This window comes from Microcoleus sp. S36a_B3 (assembly GCF_036700745.1).
Lineage (GTDB): Bacteria > Cyanobacteriota > Cyanobacteriia > Cyanobacteriales > Microcoleaceae > Microcoleus.
On sequence record NZ_JAUBPN010000001.1, the window covers coordinates 285,354 to 307,211 of the forward strand.

At 45.3% G+C, this 21,858-nt stretch carries 16 protein-coding genes and 1 tRNA gene; 3 read left to right on the plus strand and 14 right to left on the minus strand.

Translation table 11 applies throughout. The annotated features are described in order from the left end of the window. Positions 1–124: 124 nt before the first annotated feature. On the plus strand, positions 125–2,761 hold the full coding sequence (locus QUA01_RS01295) for a ComEC/Rec2 family competence protein (RefSeq protein ID WP_333088779.1): 2,637 nt from the start codon (positions 125–127) through the stop codon (positions 2,759–2,761). 60 nt (positions 2,762–2,821) lie between these two features. Then, positions 2,822–2,908, plus strand: a tRNA-Ser gene (locus tag QUA01_RS01300). 739 nt (positions 2,909–3,647) lie between these two features. Here the strand turns inward: QUA01_RS01300 and QUA01_RS01305 are convergent. Both QUA01_RS01305 and mfd read right to left on the minus strand, forming a co-directional pair. Beyond that, complete coding sequence (locus QUA01_RS01305) at positions 3,648–4,301, minus strand: S-layer homology domain-containing protein (RefSeq protein ID WP_333089799.1); 654 nt, start codon at positions 4,299–4,301, stop codon at positions 3,648–3,650. Between the two features lie 200 nt (positions 4,302–4,501). After that, positions 4,502–8,062: a transcription-repair coupling factor gene (gene mfd, locus QUA01_RS01310; RefSeq protein ID WP_333089798.1), complete on the minus strand. Its 3,561-nt coding sequence runs from the start codon at positions 8,060–8,062 to the stop codon at positions 4,502–4,504. 446 nt (positions 8,063–8,508) lie between these two features. Between mfd and QUA01_RS01315 the strand changes: the two genes are divergently transcribed. Then, positions 8,509–9,840: a hemolysin family protein gene (locus QUA01_RS01315; RefSeq protein ID WP_333089797.1), complete on the plus strand. Its 1,332-nt coding sequence runs from the start codon at positions 8,509–8,511 to the stop codon at positions 9,838–9,840. A 164-nt stretch (positions 9,841–10,004) separates the two neighbouring features. Here QUA01_RS01315 and QUA01_RS01320 read toward each other — a convergent pair whose 3' ends face one another. The 12 genes from QUA01_RS01320 to QUA01_RS01375 all read right to left on the minus strand — a co-directional run. Further along, the gene (locus tag QUA01_RS01320; protein ID WP_333089796.1) at positions 10,005–11,336 is read right to left on the minus strand and encodes a hypothetical protein; all 1,332 of its coding nucleotides are present in this window, start codon (positions 11,334–11,336) and stop codon (positions 10,005–10,007) included. A gap of 6 nt (positions 11,337–11,342) precedes the next feature. Beyond that, positions 11,343–12,668, minus strand: coding sequence for a hypothetical protein (locus QUA01_RS01325; protein WP_333089793.1), 1,326 nt, complete (start codon positions 12,666–12,668; stop codon positions 11,343–11,345). A 13-nt stretch (positions 12,669–12,681) separates the two neighbouring features. Beyond that, positions 12,682–13,914, minus strand: a complete 1,233-nt coding sequence (locus tag QUA01_RS01330) for an SGNH/GDSL hydrolase family protein (protein WP_333089791.1) — start codon at positions 13,912–13,914, stop codon at positions 12,682–12,684. A 4-nt stretch (positions 13,915–13,918) separates the two neighbouring features. Then, a complete protein-coding gene (locus QUA01_RS01335) occupies positions 13,919–14,083 on the minus strand; it encodes a DUF5989 family protein (RefSeq protein WP_333089789.1) in 165 nt (54 codons plus the stop codon). Continuing rightward, the gene (locus QUA01_RS01340; RefSeq protein ID WP_333089788.1) at positions 14,084–14,551 is read right to left on the minus strand and encodes an SxtJ family membrane protein; all 468 of its coding nucleotides are present in this window, start codon (positions 14,549–14,551) and stop codon (positions 14,084–14,086) included. Between the two features lie 240 nt (positions 14,552–14,791). Further along, positions 14,792–16,768, minus strand: coding sequence for a carbamoyltransferase family protein (locus tag QUA01_RS01345; RefSeq protein ID WP_333089787.1), 1,977 nt, complete (start codon positions 16,766–16,768; stop codon positions 14,792–14,794). A 171-nt stretch (positions 16,769–16,939) separates the two neighbouring features. Then, positions 16,940–17,425 (minus strand): hypothetical protein, encoded by a 486-nt coding sequence (locus QUA01_RS01350; protein ID WP_333089786.1) that lies wholly within the window; start codon positions 17,423–17,425, stop codon positions 16,940–16,942. A 348-nt stretch (positions 17,426–17,773) separates the two neighbouring features. Further along, a complete protein-coding gene (locus QUA01_RS01355) occupies positions 17,774–18,082 on the minus strand; it encodes a P-II family nitrogen regulator (protein ID WP_333089783.1) in 309 nt (102 codons plus the stop codon). A 4-nt stretch (positions 18,083–18,086) separates the two neighbouring features. Then, positions 18,087–19,058 (minus strand): sodium-dependent bicarbonate transport family permease, encoded by a 972-nt coding sequence (locus QUA01_RS01360; RefSeq protein WP_333089782.1) that lies wholly within the window; start codon positions 19,056–19,058, stop codon positions 18,087–18,089. 195 nt (positions 19,059–19,253) lie between these two features. Then, complete coding sequence (locus tag QUA01_RS01365; protein WP_333089781.1) at positions 19,254–19,988, minus strand: glutathione peroxidase; 735 nt, start codon at positions 19,986–19,988, stop codon at positions 19,254–19,256. A 198-nt stretch (positions 19,989–20,186) separates the two neighbouring features. Beyond that, positions 20,187–20,822: a Uma2 family endonuclease gene (locus QUA01_RS01370; RefSeq protein WP_333089779.1), complete on the minus strand. Its 636-nt coding sequence runs from the start codon at positions 20,820–20,822 to the stop codon at positions 20,187–20,189. A gap of 179 nt (positions 20,823–21,001) precedes the next feature. Continuing rightward, a partial coding sequence (locus QUA01_RS01375) for a sulfotransferase family protein (RefSeq protein ID WP_333265720.1) occupies positions 21,002–21,858 on the minus strand: 857 nt, incomplete at its 5' end.

Genomic DNA, 21,858 nt, shown 5'->3' on the forward strand with positions numbered 1-21,858 from the left:
CAATAACTAAGGTTCGTACTACGGACTCAAGCCCGCACTACAAACCGTTTTTCTTGTGGTAATAGATCGGACACGATCTATGTTGACTTGTCTGCCTTCTGCCTTATTCCATAGTTTCTAATTAATGAATCAAGCAACGGGTGTCATTTTCTGTCTAGCCTACATTCTGGGATTGATTTCTACAGGAGTTTTTTGGGGTAGATACGCGATACTAGCTTTGGGAATCGCCGTCGCAATCGCGATGCCTAAGTTGTTGCTCAAGCATACTAAAAAACATTTTAAAACTACTAAAAAAAGACGCACCAGAACTCCCAAAAATGCTATAGAAGAACCCTTAGAGACGAGGGAAAAATTGAGTTTGTTGGAGGTGCTGCCGAGAGCAAAATGGGTTTGGGCAATGGCGGGTTTGCTGGCATTTTTAGCTAGCTTTTATTTGGTATTTCGATCGCCCCAACCGGCAATTAATGACATCAGCAAATTGATTCCGGCGGAGGGAAACACTCAAGAAGTCGTAGTGACAGTTCGCGGTAGAGTGGCGAGTAACCCTCGATTAACCCGATCGGGCCGATCGCAATTTTGGCTAGACACAGATGTAGTTAGCGGAATCAACGGTAGCGACGGAGGAGTAGTCGTCAACCGCCCTGTATCAGGCAAACTCTACGTTACAGTACCTCTACTGCAAGCAACGGGCTTGTACGCCGACAATACGATCGCAGTTGTGGGATCGCTATACAAACCACAGCCGCCCTCGAATCCGGGGGCTTTTGATTTTCGAGCATATTTAGCCCGAGAAGGGGCTTTTGCAGGGCTCAAAGGGCGTCAGGTTGACTGGAAGAGAGAAAAGGCGATCGCCGATGTCAATCGAGTTAACAGCACAACTGGCGCTTTCTGGGACTCAACCGGGATGCAGCCATCGCCAATTCAAGCGATGCGGATGCGGATCGCGCGATCGCAATTATCGCATTTGAATGTTCCCGAAGGCCCGCTGATAAGTGCGATCGCCCTCGGCAAACAAACCGTCGATTTACCTTACAACATCCGCGACTATTTTGTGCAAGCTGGATTGGCCCACGCGATCGCAGCTTCGGGCACTCAAGTTTCAATGGTTTTGGCTTTAGTTATAGCTTTAACCAAGGGTTTTTCCAAACAGTTACAATTTGGATTTGGTGTAGGCGCTTTAATTTTGTTGGTGGCACTAACAGGCTTTGAAGCTTCAATTTGCCGCGCCGCATTGATGGGATTTGGCACATTATTTGCTTTGGTGTTAAGCCGCGAAGTTAAGCCATTAGGATTGCTGTTAATTGCTGCGACTATTTTACTGCTAGTTAACCCTTTGTGGATTTGGGATTTAGGTTTTCAACTGAGTTTTTTGGCTACTTTGGGATTAGTGGTGACAGCCCCGCCGCTGATGGCAAAGTTGGACTGGATGCCGCCCGCGATCGCTTCAATTGTGGTGGTTCCGATCGCAGCTTCTGTTTGGGTGCTGCCGCTGCTACTTTACGTTTTTAGTGTGGTATCACCTTACAGCATTTTAGTCAATATTATTGCGGCTCCTTTGCTGTGGATTTTGAGTATTGGCGGGATGGTTAGTGCTTTAGCAGGATTGATTTTTCCGCCGGCGGGAAGCGTTTTGGCGCAACTGCTGGACTATCCGGCAAAGGGCTTAATTGCGATCGCCCAATATTTCTCACAATTGCCAGGTAATTCGGTAGCTGTCGGTCAAGTATCGGTGTTTCAGTTAATCGCACTTTACATTTTAATCTGTTGGGTTTGGCTGGGGGGAAGTTCGGCAACGAGCAATGTGCGGGATGTAACGGATCTACGGGATGTCACTAATAGAAGAAGCAAGGCAGAAAAAGGAGGAAAGCAGGAAGTAGGAAGAGGAAAAAATCAGGGAAAGGGGAGAGGGAAGCAGGCGAAAACCAGAGTTATTCGGCTGCGGATTTCTGCGGCTTGGATTTTCCCGCTGGCGCTAATGGCGGGAATTGCGATCGTAGTTTTGCCTGCTTGGCACGTTAAATCATCTGTGTTTCAAGTTACTTTGCTGGCGACATCTGGCGATCCAGTTTTGGTAATTCAAGATCGGGGAAAAGTGGCGCTAATTAATAGCGGTGATGAAAATACTGTGAAGTTTACAGTGTTGCCTTTTTTGCAGAAGCAAGGTATTAATTCTGTGAATTTTGCGATCGCCACTCACGGTCATTTAGGTTTGAGCGGCGGTTGGGGAAAATTACTAGAACGCTTGCCCATTAAAACATTTTATGATAATAAAGATTCCAAACAAATTCACCGCGGCAACGATGATAAATTTATGACGGCTGTGCAATCTCGGCAAGGCGTTTACTTTCTTTTAGAAACTAACAGTACCATCGATTTGGGTTCGACGCGGTTGCAGTTCTTGGATGCAGAGATTCCGGTAGTAGAATTATTGGTGAGGGGGCGTACTTGGTTGATTGTCGGTGACATGACACCGGAATCCCAAAATATATTATCAAAAAGATTAGCAGCCGCAGGAACATTCAAGGCGGCGCAAGTGCTGTTGTGGTCGGGAAAAACCCTGACAGCCGAGTTATTGGAGGCAGTTGGGCCGCAAGTGGCGATCGCCTCTGCAGACGAAATCGACCCAGAAACCGCAGCCAAACTGCACCAAAGCAAAACCCGGATTTTTTGGACGGGGCGCGACGGAGCTCTTCAGTGGACACCCACAACGGGATTTAAGACGACTCTGGAATCAGAAGAAAATCAAACTTCTTTTCTCTAAGGATTTACAAAGTGGCGCACTGTGCGGTAAGATACTTCTAGCTCGCATCTCAATTTAATTGGAGAGGTGGCAGAGCGGTTGAATGCGGTAGACTCGAAATCTACTTTAGGAGCAATCTTAACGTGGGTTCAAATCCCACCCTCTCCGTCCTAGAACACTTACCAAACCAGGCTTGGGCATTATCAGCTTCCTCCGCCACAGCTTCGGTTTAATAGGTAGCGGTATATATTAAGTGGTACAGATACCACTTATATATACCGCTATTTTGTTTTTACCAAAAAATTGGGTCTAAAGCCCCGTCCTTATAGAACCCATTTGATATCTATTCTGCGTCAATCTCAGAAACCGGGTTGATCTCTATATTTCTCGTCACCCAACTAAAAACTCCAAGAATACCCGGTTTCTCGCCCCTTGCGTAAATCTCAGAAACCAGTTTCTCTCTATATTTCTCATCACCCAACCCAAAAACTCAAAGATATCAAATGGGTTCTATAAACACAATAACTAACCCTAGGGTGCTAATTCCGAATTATATCATTTCCGGTAGCATCGTCAGGTGATTTAACCGGCGCTAGGGCGCAGAGAACACAGAGGAAGACAAGAGAGAGATGAATACAGAACTATGAAGCGCGGATTTGATCTGACTCGATTTTATAATTCCGATGCTACCGGATTTGATATCACGAGTTTTTGCAGAGGAAAGAAAGATTAGCAGCAGTAAGATGAGTTCGCGCGTGCGGAATGCGAGTCCGCTCCTTTTGGCGGACTCGCATTACGCACGCGCGATCCGTTTTTGTTATGGTAATTGATCGCACCCTAGGACTTCTCTGGGATGGCGCGGGCATTTTGGCATCCCCAAAAATTAAATTTTAATCCAGAACAAATATTACCTTCCCATGCCGCGATTCGGAGGCCCCTCGTCACGGACTGGTAAAGAAGTTGGCCTTACCTGTCGCTCCAAATATTTGCTCAAAGCGTAAGCGATATCCCCGCGAGTCATCGGCTTCAAAGGATTAATTTTATTAGTTCCAATATCAACATTCACAAACCCTTCATAAAGTGCAGTAGCCATAGACTTTCTAGCCCAACTAGGGATTTCCCCTGCATCTGGATACTTAGTTAAAATCTCGCCAACAGTCGCGTCGGGAAACTGAAAAACACCGTAGGCTTGAGCAAAAATTGCCAAAGCTTCAGCACGAGTCACCCTTTGATTAGGGAAAAACATTCCGTCGCGATATCCGCTCATTGTTCCCGTTTTCAAAGCAGTTTGAATCGCACTGTAAGCCCAGTAACTCTTAGCTACGTCCGGCAATTCCATATCTGGTTTCTGAGCTGTTTTCCGTCGTTCCAAACCAAAAGTTTTTACTAAAATAACCGCCAAATCAGCGCGGCTGACAAGGCCATCAGCATTAAAATTACCGCTAGGATCTTTATTCATCAATCCAGCACTAACAACCCTATCGATCGGGTCAATAATTTGTTGAGCTTGAACCACCGTTGGCACTCCTTGCGCTAGCGCGATCGCAAAAAAAACACACACTAACGTTTTCACTATTTTAATCCTTTGTGCTACGACTGAAGGAAGTTCGGCAATAGATTCGCTCCACGGATTTAATGGATGCAGGGAAGATTTGTCCAGACTTGTACAGACTTGTACAGCACCGTCGAAGTAGCGTAGCCGAATTAAGACAAAAGAGGGCAGAGAGAAAATTCAAGTGTTCGCTTAACACCACTTAAAAATCAAAAAATTGCTTCCGGCAAAGCGCCCTGCATTTTACCCAACCAATCAATCAAATTATCCAACTGCTTTTGGGCAGTCAAAACCGCCATACCTCGAATAGTAACCTTCCCCTTGCTGTAGACAAAACGAGAGCGCAAATGTTCCGGCAAATTAGCCTGGAGCAAATTCCAAGCAGGCTCCTCCATCGGCGTTTCCAAAACAATGTGCTGCTTGTTCTCCGGTTTAATCCGAGAAAAACCGATTTGCTTGGCGATTTGTTTGAGTTCGACAATGCGGATCAGTTGCTGGGCCGGCAGAGGAATGGGCCCGTAACGATCGCACCAATCGGCCCGAATTTGCTGCAAATCTGCTGAATTATTAGCAGAAGCCACAGAGCGGTAAGCGCTCATCTTTTGATCCAAATCCCCAATATAATCAGCAGGAATAAACGCCGTCAAACTGAGGTCGATTTGTGTATCCTCAACCTTCGGAATTTCCTGACCTTTAATTTCGCGAATGGCCTCCTCTAACATTTCAGCATACAAATCAAAACCGATCGCCTCCATTTGACCGGACTGTTCCGTACCCAAAACATCACCAGAGCCCCGAATTTCCATATCCCGGACAGCCAACTGATAGCCAGAACCCAACTGCGCGAACTCTTGAATAGCGCGCAACCTCTGCCTTGCAGCATCCGAAAGCTTATTCTGCTTCGGATAAAACAGCCAAGCGTGAGCTTGAATCCCCGCGCGCCCCACCCGTCCCCGCAACTGGTAAAGCTGACCCAAACCAAACCGCTGCGCGTCTTCAATCAAAATAGTATTGACGCGCGGAATATCCAAACCAGACTCAATAATCGTCGTACACACCAAAATATCGAACTGAGCGGCACTAAAAGTCAGCATGATTGATTCTAGTTCCGAAGCATCCATTTGACCGTGGGCGATCGCAATTCTCGCCCCCGGAACCATTGTTTGCAAAGTATCCGCCAACTCATCAATCCCCTCAATCCGGGGCACGACATAAAAAACCTGACCGCCCCTGTCCAACTCTTGACGAATAGCAGTCCGCACAACTTCCAAATCGTAGGGGGCTAAATGAGTCTGAATCGGGCGGCGGCTTGGCGGCGGAGTCGCAATCAAACTCATCTCCCGAATCCCCGACAGCGACATATACAAAGTCCGGGGAATCGGAGTCGCAGTCAGAGTCAGCACATCAACTTCTGTTTTCAGGGCTTTAATCGCTTCCTTTTGCTTCACCCCAAACCGCTGTTCTTCGTCCACCACCAACAGGCCCAAATCGCGAAATTTAATCGCCTTGCTCAAAACAGCTTGAGTGCCGACAATCACGTCTAACTCCCCAGTGGCCAAGCGCTTGTGAATCTCCCGGCGCTCGGTTTCTGTGCGAAAGCGATTGAGCAAACCAACTTGGATCGGATAAGGCGAAAAACGCTCTGAGAGGGTGTGATAGTGCTGTTGGGTCAAAATTGTCGTCGGCGCGAGCATTGCCACCTGCTTGCCCGCTGTAACCGCCTTAAAAATAGCTCTGAGAGCGACTTCCGTCTTGCCAAAACCGACATCGCCGCAGACGAGACGATCCATCGGTCGATCGCCCTCCATGTCACGTTTGACATCAAAAGTAGCCTTCAACTGATCCGGCGTTGGCTGGTAGGGAAAAGAATCCTCCAACTCTTGCTGCCAAGGCATATCGGGAGGAAAAGCATAACCTTGTTGCTTAGCTCTTTTAGCGTAAAGATTCAGCAAATCCACTGCCAATTTCTTAACAGCTTTGCGAACTTTTGTCTTAGTTTTTTCCCAAGTTTGGCCTGTCAGCTTGTTGAGATCCGGCGCTTTCTCGCCAACAGTCCGAAACCTCGACAGCGCGCCCAACTGGTCGGCGGCGACTCTGAGAGTACCGTCAGCGTATTGCAGCACCAAATATTCGCGAGTTTCCCGATCGATCGTCAAGCGTTCCAACTTGAGAAACTTGCCAACTCCGTGCTGGCGGTGCACCACAAAATCCCCCGGACTCAGCTTGTGCGGGTCAACCTTTTTAGAAGCAGCGCGGCGGCGCTTGCGGACATAGCTAAAAGTCGCCAGAGAATGCTGGCCGTAGAATTCGCGATCGGTAATTAAAACAATCCGAAAAGTCGGCAGGATAAACCCTTCCAATTCTGCCAGCCCGTTGTATTTCAGAGCTACTGGAACGTGTTGCAACTGCAATTTGTCGATCGCCAAAAAGTCCCGAGGATTCACCACAAACTGAGCCGGACAGTCGTGTTCCGACAGCAGAGCAACAGAGCGGCTCGGTTGAGCCGAAACCATAAACACCGTAAAACCCCGATCGCGCTCTTCCCGGAGCATTTGAGAGAGTTTAGCAAATTGGTGAGGCATCACCGGCACAGGCCTGCTGGCCAAATTAATCGGAGGCGATAGCTGCTCCCCCCCTGCGGAGTTTTTAATTTTTTGAGTAGCAGAATCTTCTGTCAATTCTGAAACTTCTAGCCTGTAAAAAACTGCGACATCCGCCATCGATTCGGCAAAAGTGCGGTGAATTTTGGGAACTTTTAAATTAGCAATTGGCAATCTTTCGGTTTCACCACCTGCTGCTTCTGATTCCCGATTGCAACTTTCCCATTGTTCCTGTGCATTCTCGAACCAGCGGTCGCTGTGACCTTCGCATCCTTGCGTTTCGTCAACTACAACTAAGGTATTTTCCGGCAAATAATCCAACAAAGACGCGGGTTTCTCGAAGGCTAAACCCAACAGCCTGCGGACAAATTTTTCAGATTCATTTTCTGTGTCACTCGATCCTAATTTGTTGATTTTGTCAAGAGTTTTTTCAGCTAAAACTGCTTTAATAATTGTGTTAAAATTAGTAGGAGTTAAAACTAATCGATCGACCTTATCGAGCGATCGCTGGTTCGAGGGATCGAACTCGCGCAGTTGTTCCAAATTATCCCCGAACCATTCCAGCCGCACCGGCAACTCCGCCGCCACCGGAAACACATCGACAATATCGCCCCGGCGGCTCCACTGGCCCTCCATTTCTACCAAATTCACCCGATCGTATCCCATCGAGGCCAGTTGGCGGTCAAGTATCTTGGAGTCTTGAACTTCGCCTCGCTTCAGCGTCAGACAGTAGGGTTCAAAAGCACTTCGAGGTGGCAAATGAGGCTGCAGGGCTCTTTCTGTGGCGACAATGGCGATCGGCTTCGACTGATTGGCGGTTTTTTCTTGCTTGTCCACCAAATCCGCCAGCACCTGCATTTGTCCCCAGGTCATTTCGTTCTCGTCGGAGTAGGATAGCTCGTAGGGAGAAGCCTCGGAAGTCGGGTAAAAATGTACGGTTTGCCAGCCCATCGCCTCTAGAGAGGCTACCCAGCGCCCTGCTTCTTCCAGGGTTGCTGTCACAACCAACAGGTTTCGCCCTTCTTCCTGGGCGAGGGCGGAAGCTACCAAACCTTTGGGTAAGCGGGCTAGACCTGCCAGTTGCAAGCAGTGATGCCGTTTGAGCTTGTTGAGAAGTTCTGTTGCTAGGGGCGATCGCCCCAAAGTACGAATTATTGAAGAGAAAGTCATGGGTTGTTAATTTTAATCCCCGATGGGCGAAGGCTCTTCCCCGCGGCCTGCTAAGTAAGTTCGATTGTACGACAAACATCTATCATTGTGGCGATCGGCTGTTGGCAGTGCCACTCAACTACAGGTAGATTTCTGCTAGAGGCTTTCTATAAAAATCTCGAACTTGCGATCGCGATCGAGCCAGTTCCGTTAATATAGGGCCAGGTTTAGAAAAAATTTCGATTTTGCGATCGAGATTGACCGCTTCCAAACCTCTCCTGTGACTGCACCCAAAGACGGATACCCTGCCACGTACTCAAGTTGTGAAGATCGAAAAATTTTAGACATTAGGGAAATCCCCCAGATACTGGCTGCGGAGTCAATCTAAAATCTAAAATCTAAAATCTAAAATCTAAAATCGACTAACCGGGCAGTGCGCTTCGCCTTTACCACCGATAATTTGAGAAATGTCCCCAAGTACCGACCTTCTGATTGTTCTCCTGCTGGTTTTCCTCAATGGCGTGTTTGTGATGTCAGAGATGGCCATCATCTCAGTACGGAAGGTGAGACTGCAACAGATGGCAAACCAGGGTTCGCTCAATGCCCGTGTAGCGCTGGATCTGGCTAATGCCCCCAATCAGTTCTTGCCGACTGTTCAAATCGGGATTACGCTGCTGGCTATCCTGTCCGGCGCTTTCGGAGAAACGACGATTTCTAAAAGAGTAGAACCTCTGTTGCGCTTGATTCCGGCTTTGGAACCCTACTCAGGGGCGATCGCCTCAGTCATCGCAATTTTAACCATAACTTATCTCACCATAATTATTGGCGAACTCGTGCCGAAGCGCCTCGCCCTCAACAACCCTGAGCCGATCGCCTCCAGTGTCGCTATTCCGATGCGAATGCTGTCCAAAATTGGCGCTCCCGCCGTTTATGTTTTAAGTTATTCCACTGACTTAATCTTGCGGATTATGGGGATTGTGCCTTCAACAGAACCGCAAGTTACAGAGGAAGAAATCAAAGTTTTAATAGAGCAAGGTACCGAGGCCGGAACCTTTGAAGAAGCCGAACAAGACATGGTAGAAAGAGTCTTTCGTTTGGGCGATCGGCGAGTCAGCGCCTTAATGACTCCGCGACCCGATCTTACTTGGCTCGACCTCGACGACTCAGTAGAAGAAAACCGCCAAAAAATGCTCGGCAGCGGTCATTCTCGGTTTCCTGTTTGTCAGGGCGGACTCGATAATGTTGTCGGTTTAGTACACGTTACCGATATGCTGTCTCGCACTTTGACCGGTCAACCCCTCGATTTAAGTGCTTCTTTACGCAGGCCTTTATTTGTACCTGAAAGCACGCGCGGTTTAAAAGTATTAGAGCTTTTCAAGCAATCTAGTAATCAAATTGCCTTAGTAGTTGACGAATACGGAGTCATTCAAGGATTAGTGACAGTTAACGACATTTTAGTCGAACTCGTTGGCGACTTTCCTTCAATAGAAGATGCCGACGAACCCCAAGCAGTTCAGCGCGAGGACGGTTCTTGGCTGTTAGACGGAATGCTCCCGGTTGAAGATTTCTTTGAATTATTTGGAATTGATGAAATATCGTCAGAAAATAGGGGTAGCTACCACACAATGGGCGGTTTTGTGATTACAAATTTGGGGAAAATTCCGACAGCAGCGGAGCATTTTGAGTGGAACGGTTTGCGAGTCGAAGTCGTGGATATGGACGGCAACCGAGTTGATAAGATATTGGTAATGCCGATCGACTCTGTGGGCGATCGATCTAAAACCGAAGCAAATACCTAAAATTTGCGATCGGCGGTAAAATAGGTTCGTAGTGAGGACTTTAGTCCCGATCAATTTCTGAGGACTCAAGTCCTCACTACAAACCTCATCAGGGTTATTTTGCGATACATAATGTAAATTATCGGGCTATCTATGTAAGCCGGATTTGATATAATTTTGTCAACCTACTTCTTCTTACTCCTAGCCTCATTTTTCTGCAAATATTCCAGAATAGAACGGCCCACATAATTGCTAAATATCGCCTGTCCAGCTTGATTGTAATGACAGCAGCTATCTACATAAACAACATCTTTAGTCTTGTCGAACACCTTGACCCCATTGAAAATAGTGATATTATTTTTTTGTAAATTAGGAAACTTACTCAAAAGAACCGGATAGCCAATTTCCACAGCCTTAGCATAAGGAGTATCCTTGTTAAAAGCAATCTGCTTTTCAGCTTCACCAAACACCCTTTTTGTCTGATAATATTGATTGGGCTGGAGAACCTGAAAATACGGCACATTGCTAGCCGACAGCACTTTGTGCATAAAAATTGAACTTTTTACCCACTGCGATGCAATTTCTTCAAAAGCTACTGAATCGCTTAAAACAGAATTATTTTTATTGATATAAATAACGTTATCACCATTTTTTTGTGGTTGAGTTTGTTTTTTGTCAAACGCAATCACATCTTTACGATAATTGTTAACTAAATTTTGAACGTAAACAGAAGTCAAAGCATCGCACGCCGCGAAAGAGCAGTGCTGCAAAGTTTCCAGCCCCTCATTAATCTTAGTTTTAGTTTCTTGAATTCTGACACTTGCTTTCATAGCTTTTAAAGAAAGGCTATTATTCGCTAAATTAGTCAGCGGCAGAATATGCTGAATGCTTGGCATCGCCAAATCTATTTTATTTTTATTGTTGAGATTAGAAAGTGCTACTTCATTAAAACCATCTATATTGACCACCATATCTAATTCTTGACCTAAGGATAAAAAATAGTTTAAAATCAATAACTGTTGTGGCTGTTTGTAGCCTCCAGTAGCAAAAGACAAAATGACAAATTCTTTATCCTTTAAACCAGGAAGTTGCTTGAGGTATTGAGGTAAAATTTTATTTTGAACTTCAAATATTCCATAATTAGAAGCCACAGAACCGCCAAAAACTCCAATGATAAATTGATTGGGCTTGGTTTTTTTGAACGGATAATCGTAGGGAGACATAAACCCGTAATTGTTAACTTTAAAACCGGGGCGAAAATCGGGGCCAGGTTTTTCAATAAATCCAAAAAAAGGATGCAGCCTGACTATAATAGACTGATTCAGCCGCACTCCTTCTAAATTGATTCCTAAAGCCGACTTATCTTGCACATTCGATCTAGTATAGAAAAATTGCTTGTGCTTGAGAAAATACCATCCCAGCGAACCGAGTTCCACGAAAACAAGTAAAAACGCCAAGTTAATCGCAGCAATTTTGAGAATTTCTGGGATTTTTTTAATCGACTTAAAATTTTTCATAAATATCTATTTTGACTCTCTTACTACTTTAATTATTGAGCTGGAAACATAGTCTGCCAATACTTCCTCTCCTACTGAATTGTAGTGGCAGCAGCCATCTTTGTAAACTGTTTCTTTGGTATTGTCCAAAATATTCACGGCGTTAAAAACATTAACCCCAGCTTTTTGCAAATCATCGACTTTAGACAACAGTACGGGATAACCTTTTTTCACCCCTTCAATGTAAGGACTATTCTTGTCGATCGCAATTTCGTCCTCCTTGGCGGTAAAGATTCGTTTAGTTTGATAATATTGGTTGGGCTGAATAAAGTGAAAATACTTAATTTTTCTACTTGACAAAATTTGATTCATCGCGATCGACGATTCGTACCAAATCGATGCTACTTCATTAAAAGCAGCAGCATCCGGCAAAACAAAGTCAGCTTTGGGAAGGTATACTATACCGCTATTTTCCGTGTTTTGGTTGGATTGTTTGACTTGCCGGTCATACTTGACAAGGGCTTTCTGGTAATTGTTGACTAATTGTTTCACTCTCAGCGAGGTAATAGCGTGACACAAAGCAAGCTGACAAGTTTGCAATTTGTCAATACCTGCTTTCAACTGTTTTTTAGTTTCGCTAATTTGCACGATCGAACTCATCGCTTCCGGCGACAAGTTGTTGTTGGCTAAACTCGTCAGCGGCTTGACGTGTTGAACGCTGGGCATTCCTATTTCTAATCCGGCTTTGTTGTTTAAATTTGACAGTGCTACTTCGTTAAAACCGTCAATATTGACGACTAAATCTAAATCTTGACCAAAGGCTAGAAAGTAATTTAAAATTAATAATTGTTGGGGTTGTTTGTAGCCGCCGTTACAGAAATTTAAAACTATAATTTCTTTGTTGGCGAATTCTGGATAACTCTTTAACTTTTGAGAAAATCTTTTGGTGACGTATTCATTTACGGCAAAGTTGTTAGCAACAGAACCGCCGAAAATTCCTACAATCAATTGATTCTTATTAGTTTTAATAAACGGATATTCGTAGAGAGAATAAAAGCCTTCTTTGTTGACTTTTAATTTTAATTTTTCATTGGGAAAAGCACCTTGTTTGAGTACGTAGCCAAAAAACGGGTGCAGTCTTTCTACGATAGATTCATCTAGTCTAATTCCGAGCCTTTCAATATCTTCTGCTACTTTTTCTTTGCCTTTGGTTCTGGTATAAAAAAACTGTTTTTGATTTACAAAATAAAAAGCTAGCGACAAAGCTTCCAGACAAATAAAAGCGATCGCCAAATTAACAGCGATTAAAGTTAATATATTTTTGCCTTTTTTGAACGAAGTTGAGTCTTTCATGTAATTTGACTGATTACGGTTGTTGTTTGGGGGCTTGAGACTGCTTCAAGTTTTCGCACAAATTGCGAGCAATCAAAATACTAGCAAGCCTGTGTCCGAGTTCATTCCAGTGACCCCCACAGGGTACAGAATTCTCAAAACCGTGGGCGCACACTTGAAATTTTTCAGTATAACCTTGAAACTGTTCGGATAAATTCAGTACCCGAAAACCTTCGCGCGCGCCCAATTTTTTTAGCCGCTTATCGGGATAAAACAAATCCTGAATTTTGTTTTTTCTCATAAAATTTTTTCGTCTCTGGGCATCCCGTTCAACTTGTATCGGATCGCCGATCGTCACAAGTAAGAAATCAGCATTTTTCTGCACGACTTCATTGCGAATCTCCACAATCAAACCTTCTGTTACCTTCCAGGCATCTTGCCAAGCTGCATCTTGAGGTGGAATGAAGTTTTTGGTACTCAAACCGGAAAAATCTGCCGATAACTGCAGCTTTTTCTGGTCTATGTCAATTTTTTTGATGACTTGCAAAATGCGCGAATTGTTGACCAGAAAACTGGGCAATTTGTCTACGAATGAAACTGCTCTTGCGTTGCGGTCGATCGGTGCTAAATTGCGAAAAGACATATCCGGTACTAACTTGCCGCTAGCATTATACGCAAAAAATGGTCGATAGTGGTCGTATTCTAGTTTGGGGGAATTGTTAATTACATCGTTGCCCATAAAAAATGCAAGAATTACAATATCAGGATTGTAATCCCACACTTTTTTTCGCAGCATTATCAATTCTTGAGCATTACCGTAACCCTGCACGCCGAAATTGATAACTTCAACATTTTTGCGTCCCTTAACAGCTTCGCAGTTGCCTAGCTTTCGTTCCAATTTCGACCAGAAAGTTTGTTCGACTGGTACGTGAATTGCTTCGGTGAAAGAATCGCCCAAAACTGCGATTCTGAGGGTATTGGGAGGTTTGGCTTTTGTGTGTTCGCGATCGCGCAAACCCTCACTATTCACCTGCACAAAACTCTCACCTTCGCCCTTCCACTCCCCGGATACACCTGGTTTAAGCTTCCAGCCCAAATCGGGATCGGCAGTGTGGAAACGAGTTGGCGCGGAGTCTGCGAAAGCTCCAATTTTGGGGTAGCCCTCAACTCCTGCAACTCGCAATCCAACTTCACCAATTACCACCCCCATGAATAAACTACCGAGTATCAAACCTAAGTTGACACCCAAATTTTTCAATTTGCTCATTCTTTCAAAACAGCGTGTAAATAAACGGAGCAATCACAGAACCATGACTCAATACAATCAAAGCTCCCAAAAATACTAAAGTCACAATTAAGGGTATCAGCCAATATTTTTTGCGTTCTCTCATAAACGCCCACAAATCTTTGAGAAAGTCTAAAGTTGCTTCAAACACTTAGAAAGGACGCTCCATACTAACTTTGGTTCTTGCTTTACTTGGGATGCGGTAGGTATCCATTTTCGGATTTAGTTTGCGCCGCATTGCATCTTCGCCAAACAGGTTTTTGATCACTCCCATCGGCCAAACTATCAGGTAAAAAACTATCCCTAGGACGATCGGCGTTTCGATCTTGTTGAGGAGCAGTCCAAACCGCATCCATGCGTGATAAACGGGATTCAGGGATTTTGGTGCAACCAATGCTAGCGCGACTAGCACTGCACCGACAGCCCAGGGCCACCAAGGTATAGAATGCCGCCGCAGTAAAGGTACTGCTAAACCGAACAGCAGGGCAATTAAGCCGCCAATTAGCAGCCCGAAATCGCGCAGGCCTTTTTTGTCGAGTTTTTTAATTTCGTCGCTCATGTTGAAGGAAGAAGGAAGAGGGAAGAAGGAAGAGGGAAGAGGGAAGAGAGAAGAAGTCATTAGTCCAACGTCATGTTTTGCTGTCGCCTCCGAGCTTTCCGTACAACGTCATCAGGAAGATGGAAGATGGAAGAATGCTCGTTACCAGGCAGAGCCTGGTAACGCAGATCCGGAGGCTCTGCCTCGAATTTGACTCCGTAAGCAAGCGAGGCAGAGCAAGAGTGATATCGGTTCCCAGGCAGAGCCGGGGAACCAGTTAAACTGTCAACTGTCAACTGTCAACTGCCAACTGTTAACTGACTAATCTAGTTCAAATTCATTTTTCCAAGCATCATCTTGTTTCCAAGGAATTTGTTCTGATTTAGGAATCAAGTAATTCTCTAAAACCAGATAGTCCATTTCGGTTCGCATGAAACAGCGGTAAGCATCTTCGGGGGTGCAAACAATGGGTTCGCCTCGGACGTTGAAGGAAGTATTTACCAGAATCGAACAGCCCGATCGCTCTTCAAAATGACTGATTAAGTCATAGTACCGAGGATTGGTTTCTTTGTGAACTGTTTGGATGCGAGCCGAGTAATCGACGTGGGTAACAGACGGAATTTCCGATCGCGGAATGTTGAGCTTTTCAATGCCAAACAACTGCTCTTGTTCGGGAGTCATGGGAATGCGGAGACTGGCTTTGACCGGTGCTACTAATAGCATATAAGGGCTAGAGTGGTCAATCTCGAAATAATCCGCAACTCTTTCGGCTAAAATTGATGGTGCAAAAGGTCGAAATGATTCCCGATATTTAATTTTCAGGTTCATCACAGACTGCATTTTAGCATTGCGTGGATCGCCAATAATCGATCGCCCGCCCAGAGCTCGCGGCCCAAATTCCATCCGCCCTTGGAACCATCCAACGACATTTCCCTGTGCCAAAATTTCCGCCAACTGCGGCATCAATTCGGCATCGTCCAATCGGTGATAACTAGCTTTGACAGCATCTAAATATTCAAGAATTTCTGCGTCAGTAAACCTTGGCCCCAAATAGGAACCGCGCATTTTGTCGTGACAAGTTAAATGAGCCACCGACTTCGCCACTGTTGCGACAGCTTGGCTTGTAGTGAGGACTTCAGTCCTCTCCTCCCCACTGGTAGTAAAGACTTCAGTCCTCTCCGGCTTAATATTATTATTTACTGCGAGTAACTCGTCGCCCACAGTACGAGTTTGTTCGCAATACTGATACCAAATCGCCAAAGCCGCGCCCAAAGCACCGCCAGCATCTCCCGCTGCTGGTTGAATCCAAATATCTTTGAAAATATTTTCCCGCAAAAGTCTGCCGTTAGCAACGCAGTTGAGAGCAACGCCGCCCGCGAGACAAAGATAATCGACATCCAATTCTTTTTTAACTGTTCTGCAAAGCCGCAAAACAACTTCTTCGGTAACAACTTGAATGGAAGCTGCAATGTCCATTTCCCGCTGAGTCAGTTGTCCTTCACCTTGACGCGGCGGCCCTTCAAACAGTTCGTCAAACTTCTTATTTGTCATGGTTAAGCCAACTGTGTAGTTGAAATAATCCATGTTTAAACGGAAAGTTCCGTCATCTTTGAGATCCATCAAATGGGTGAGAATTTTGTCTACATACTTGGGTTCGCCGTAGGGCGCTAAACCCATGAGTTTGTATTCGCCAGAGTTTACTTTAAAGCCTGTGTAGTAGGTGAAAGCTGAATAAAGCAAACCTAGGGAGTGGGGAAAATCGATTTCCCACTGAGGTGTTAGTTGGTTGCCGTCTCCCAACCAAACCGAGGTTGTTGCCCACTCGCCCACGCCGTCGAGGCACAAAACGGCTGCTTTTTGAAACGGGCTGGGGAAAAATGCTGAGGCTGCGTGGGATTGGTGGTGCTCGGTAAATAGCAGAGATGGCAGTTTATTGGTTTTGCAGTTGCCTATTTCTGCGAGATCTCTTTTGAGCATGGTTTTGAGGTAAAGCTTTTCTTTCAGCCATATGGGCATGGCGGTTAGGAAAGAGCGAAAACCTTGGGGTGCGTAGGCTAAGTAGGTTTCGAGAAGGCGCTCGAATTTGACTAATGGTTTGTCGTAAAAGACTATGCGATCGACTTCCCGTAATTCTATGTTCGCTTCTTTTAGGCAATAGGCGATCGCATTCTTGGGAAATCTGGCGTCGTGCTTTTTGCGGGAAAATCTTTCTTCCTGCGCTGCGGCGATAATTTCTCCATCGCAAATTAAGGCTGCGGCGCTGTCATGGTAGTACGCCGAGATTCCAAGTATGTTCATCGCTCTCCTTACAAATCGCTATGCGCTCGTATCTGAGTATTTAGAATAGCTAATGATTATAGCTTTAGTGGTGCTGATTTGGAATTGACTTTTGCGATCGCCTCCAATTTTACTTAAATTTTACCGAAATAAATCTCGGTGCGCGGCCCTCAACCGTCTGACACCAGCCAGCTAGCGCCTGCTAATCCTGCGCCCCCAAGCTCTCAAGTAAGTGGCCGCGGGGAATTGATAAAATTCGCCTACCAACCACAGCACTATGCCTAAATGGGACAAAAAGGCTAAACCAGTCCAAGCTGCGGGCAGCCACGACAAGCGGCTGCCGGGAACCGGGGGAAAGTAGTAAGCTGAAAGTCCGAGCAAGGTGGTGGGAAGGAAGATGAGACCGATCGCTGCGGCAAAATAAGGCCATCCGAATTCTACGCCTTCGAGGTGTGCTCCTATCCATTTTTTGCCGTTCCAGTGCCAAATTACGGGCGGCTGGCGATCGGCCATTTGGAGCGATTGCCTTTCTTCGCTGGCGGTAAAAATGTGCTGGCAGAAGTTGCAAGCTAGGGCTTCCATCATCGGCATCGTAGCAATTTCACCGGTGCGACAGACGGGACAGGGATATGTATCTTGAGAGTTGAAAGGTCTGGTTGATTTTTTGAAAGTTTGCATGGATCGGGCGGTTTGTCAAGATATTGAGCGATCTTAACAGAGTACAGAAATTGTATGTTGCGTGAGTTTTTTTTGTAAGTCGCAGAATATTTGATAGTTGGGTGCGGGCGGGTTTTGCCTGTAGATTGTTCGTGATTTCAGAGACAGCTACAGAATGATTGATCCTAATAATGACCGAAAGATAATTTTAGTGTGCAGTGTATCTGATGTCTCTAAAATCTATCATGACTATAGCCTTTCAAGCGAAAGATGAGGTATGCCGAGGTATGCTGCAAACCATACAGTGTCAAGCTTTTTATGGCAAAACTGGTACCTCACCTTTTAGAGAAAGGCTATAATGACTAATCGCTACCCAACGCACTTAGTGGTTAGCAATTCCACCGCATCCGAAATAAAACACGACCCTCCAAACTTATTTAGCACGGGTCTAATATGTTCTGCAACTGCCGATATTCGATCGGGTTCGCAAAAAGCCAGTACGTAAATATTATCCAGCATTGTCATTGCTAAATCGCGCGATCGAGTACCCCTGGTGCTTTTGCCTGCGACACCGCGAATCACTGAATAACCGGGGACACCAGCTTTTTCTAAACCGTCTAAAATCTTTGGAAGTTCTACCGAGTTCGCAATAATTTCTATCCTTTTAACTGTCTCCATCGGTTCACCTCCAAAATATATTGATTGCGTATAGATACGTGGGAATGCCTACAATGATGTTAAACGGAAACGTCACTGCTAAGGCTGTTGAAATGTAAAGGCTCGGGTTAGCTTCGGGAACCGTCAGCCGCATTGCTGCCGGTACTGCGATGTAAGAAGCACTCGCGCACAATACGGCAAACAGCAGGCTATCTCCTTCCGGCATTCCGATTATTTTGGCTATCACTAAACCAATGGCTGCGTTAACTATGGGAATGAGGATTGCAAAGCCGATCAGAAAAATTCCTGCATCTTGCAAATCTTGAATTCTGCTAGCAGCAACCAGGCCCATGTCTAGCAAGAAAAAAGTCAGAACGCCATAAAACAAATCTTGAGTAAAGGGACTTAAAACTTCCCAACCGTGCTCTCCAGTCAGTATCCCCATGATGAGGCTGCCAATTAGCAGAAATACTGAACTGTTTAGGAAGGCTTCTTTGAGCACTTCTGACCAAACTATATCGCGTTTTTCTTCTTGTCCGCCGAATACGCTGACGAGAATTAGACCGACGATAATTGCTGGGGATTCCATTAATGCTAGCGCTGCTACCATGTAACCGTCAAAGTCGATCCCCTGTCCTGTGAGGAAGGAGGTTGCGGTGATAAAGGTGACGGCGCTGATGGAACCGTAGGTGGCTGCGATCGCCGCTGCATTGTAGGCATCGAGTTTGATTCTCAGTATAAAGAAAGTATAAACTGGTACTAGGGCAGACATCAGCATCGCTGCCAAAATTGTCAGGGCGACTTGCTGGTCAATTCCGCTTTTGGAAAGTTCGACGCCTCCTTTAAATCCGATCGCAAACAGCAGGTACAGCGAAAACAGTTTGGGGATGGGTGCGGGAAATTCTAAATCAGATTTGAGAAAAATTGCTGCCATTCCCATGAAAAAAGCTAATACTGGTGGATTTAAAATGTTTGACGCTACTAGACTCAAATCCACGATCGTTAACTCCCATTTTTGATTTTTTTAATATTGTTTCAACCATAATTGTTGCACGAGAAGCGATCGATAGCGCGATCGAACTTTTGACTCCGAAAACTCGATCGGACTAAATACGGCTGCAGGTGTCTACTGCACACCCGCAGCCGTTGTAGGGTGTGCAGCACACACCCGCAGCCGTTGTTTTTTAACTCACTAAGCAACTGCCAAGTAAGATTCTAGGGCTTCGGAATCGCCGATCAACTTGCCGTCGATAAATACTTGTGGCACTGTTGTAGCACCAGTAACGGCCCGGAGCGATCGGGTTGTGATGTCCTGGCCCAGGACGATTTCTTCATAATCCAAGCCCTTTTCAGTCAGCATGGCCTTAGCCTTAGCGCAGAAGGGACAGCCTACTTTTGTAAACACTGAAACCACCTTGGGCTTGGTTGCTGAAGAGTTGATGTACTTGAGCATCGTCTCAGCATCGGACACCTTGAAAGGATCGCCCGGTTCCTCCGGTTCAATAAACATTTTCTCAACCAAACCATCTTTGACCAGCATCGAATAGCGCCAAGACCGCTTTCCAAAGCCTAAATCTGTTTTATCTACCAGCATTCCCATGCCTTCAGTAAACTCACCGTTACCGTCGGGAATTAACGTCACATTGTTTGCTTCTTGATCTTTTGCCCATTCGTTCATCACAAAGGTGTCATTGACGGACATACAAACGATTTCATTTACGCCATTTTCTTTGAAAACCTTCGCCAATTCGTTGTAGCCAGGGAGGTGTGTTGAGGAACAAGTGGGAGTAAATGCTCCCGGTAGGGAAAACACAGCTACGGTTTTGCCTGCAAACAATTCATCGGTGGTGACATCCACCCATTCGTTGTCTTTGCGAGTGCGAAAGGTGACTTTGGGTACTCTTTGACCTTCTTTGTTAGGCAGCATAATTTTGAATCCTTGAGTATTTGGGTTAAATTCCTTCGTTCATTATAGCGTACTCATAACGAGTATGACTTGTCAATGGGGGGCGGGTTTTTTCTTGGGACTGCTGCGCGCGAGTCAGTTGCTCGTCTTTGCGACAGCTTGGCGATCGAGCAGATTTAAAACTTGCTGTTTAGGGCGATCCCATAGCTGCAAGCTTCGCTAACGCAAATTCTGTCTCCATGCCTTTGCTGCTGCTAGCGGATGAGGATTTTTGACACATTCTGTCAACAGCTCGATATCAAGTTCCGGTAGCAATTCGCTGTTTGTGATTAATTCATAACCGCAGTTTGACACAAACTCAACCGGAATCTCTTCTCGCAAATGGTAGATCGAAAATCTCTCATTTCGCCAGAACCAAACCTCTCGCACATTCAACCTTCTATAGAGTTCTAGTTTATTGATGCTGCCACTGGTAACAATCACTTCAATTACCAAGTCGGGAAATTCTTTATCTGTGCCAATACAGTAAGCTTCATCCGGTTCCGTACCGCCACTTTTTTCCTCTTGCCGCAGAGTTGTAGAGCCAAAAGGGAAATATTCAATATCAGCTTCTACAAAATAAATAAGTAGCAGATCTCCAATGCTAGTTTTGCGACTTTCATGGCGGCGAGAAGGTGACATAATTTCTAAAACTCCATCTAAATAAGTAACTCGATATCCCGCAGCATCTCCAATCCGATGTACCAGTGTCTCGTATTCTTCCCAGTTCACCGTATCCGTGATGTAGCGCTCTTCGGGATCTTGGCGTTGGAGTGCTTGTTCTTTAAGTAATGTATCTAGCTCGATTGTCAGCATTAGTATTACCTCATTACAAGTTGTTCTAATTTTAGCAGACGGCGGTTGAAACCAGGTTTACACAAACTTTCGTCAGCCGGAGGCAGTGTAAAGAGAATAACCGAACTTTAATCACCTTTTATTCAACCGGCGTCGGCAGGTTTTGTTCGTATCCACGCGGTTTCAACCGCCGTGTTATCTTATTCCCAATCAAACTTTCTCCCCAAATACTCCTCTAATTCCTGATTGTAAGGTTTAAAATAATCGCTCAAGCAGCAGCGAACCGACTCATTTACTCGCGGATAAAAACCAGGATTAGCATTTTGATATTCAGGTAATTGATATTCCGGCAAATCTAAAAATTCTAAAACTTGCTGAACAGTCGCCGCCGCATTTGCATAAAAATCTTCACTTTTCAAAATTAACAACTGTTCTCTGGGAAAGCAAGCCAGCCAATTTTTAATAAATTCTATATACCTACCGCGAGCTAAATAATTCCCCGGTTCTTCGCCGATGATGTATTCTGGGTTTTGGTTCAACCGTTCAAATTCATCGCTAATTGCCCGATCGAGCGATCGCCCTTCCCAATTCAAGCCCTTTAAGCGGTAGAAATGAGAAATCGCGCGATCGACCGGATTTCGCAACAGCACAATCAGCTTAGCCTCTGGAAATGCGCTGTAGAGACGTTTCGGCGCTTCCCGACAGTCAAAGTAACTGGGACTAGCCTCACCCGTTACAAATTGCTCTCCCTCCAGCATTGGGGGAAAATGAGCCAAATACCAATCAATTCCTCTATCAAAGTGCCACGAAAAAAAATCCATCTCCTTTTTAATCGGAGTCAAAATTTGCGGGTGGTGAGCTAAATAAGTGTACAGAGAAGTCGTGCCGCACCGCTGAGAACCAATAATTATAAAATTAGGAACTTTCACAGATTTTAAGTTCCAATTTTGTGGAACAGGCATCTTGCCTGTATCTGTATCTTGTGGAACAGGCATCTTGCCTGTATCTGTATCTTGTGGAACAGGCATCTTGCCTGTATCTGTATCTTGTGGAACAG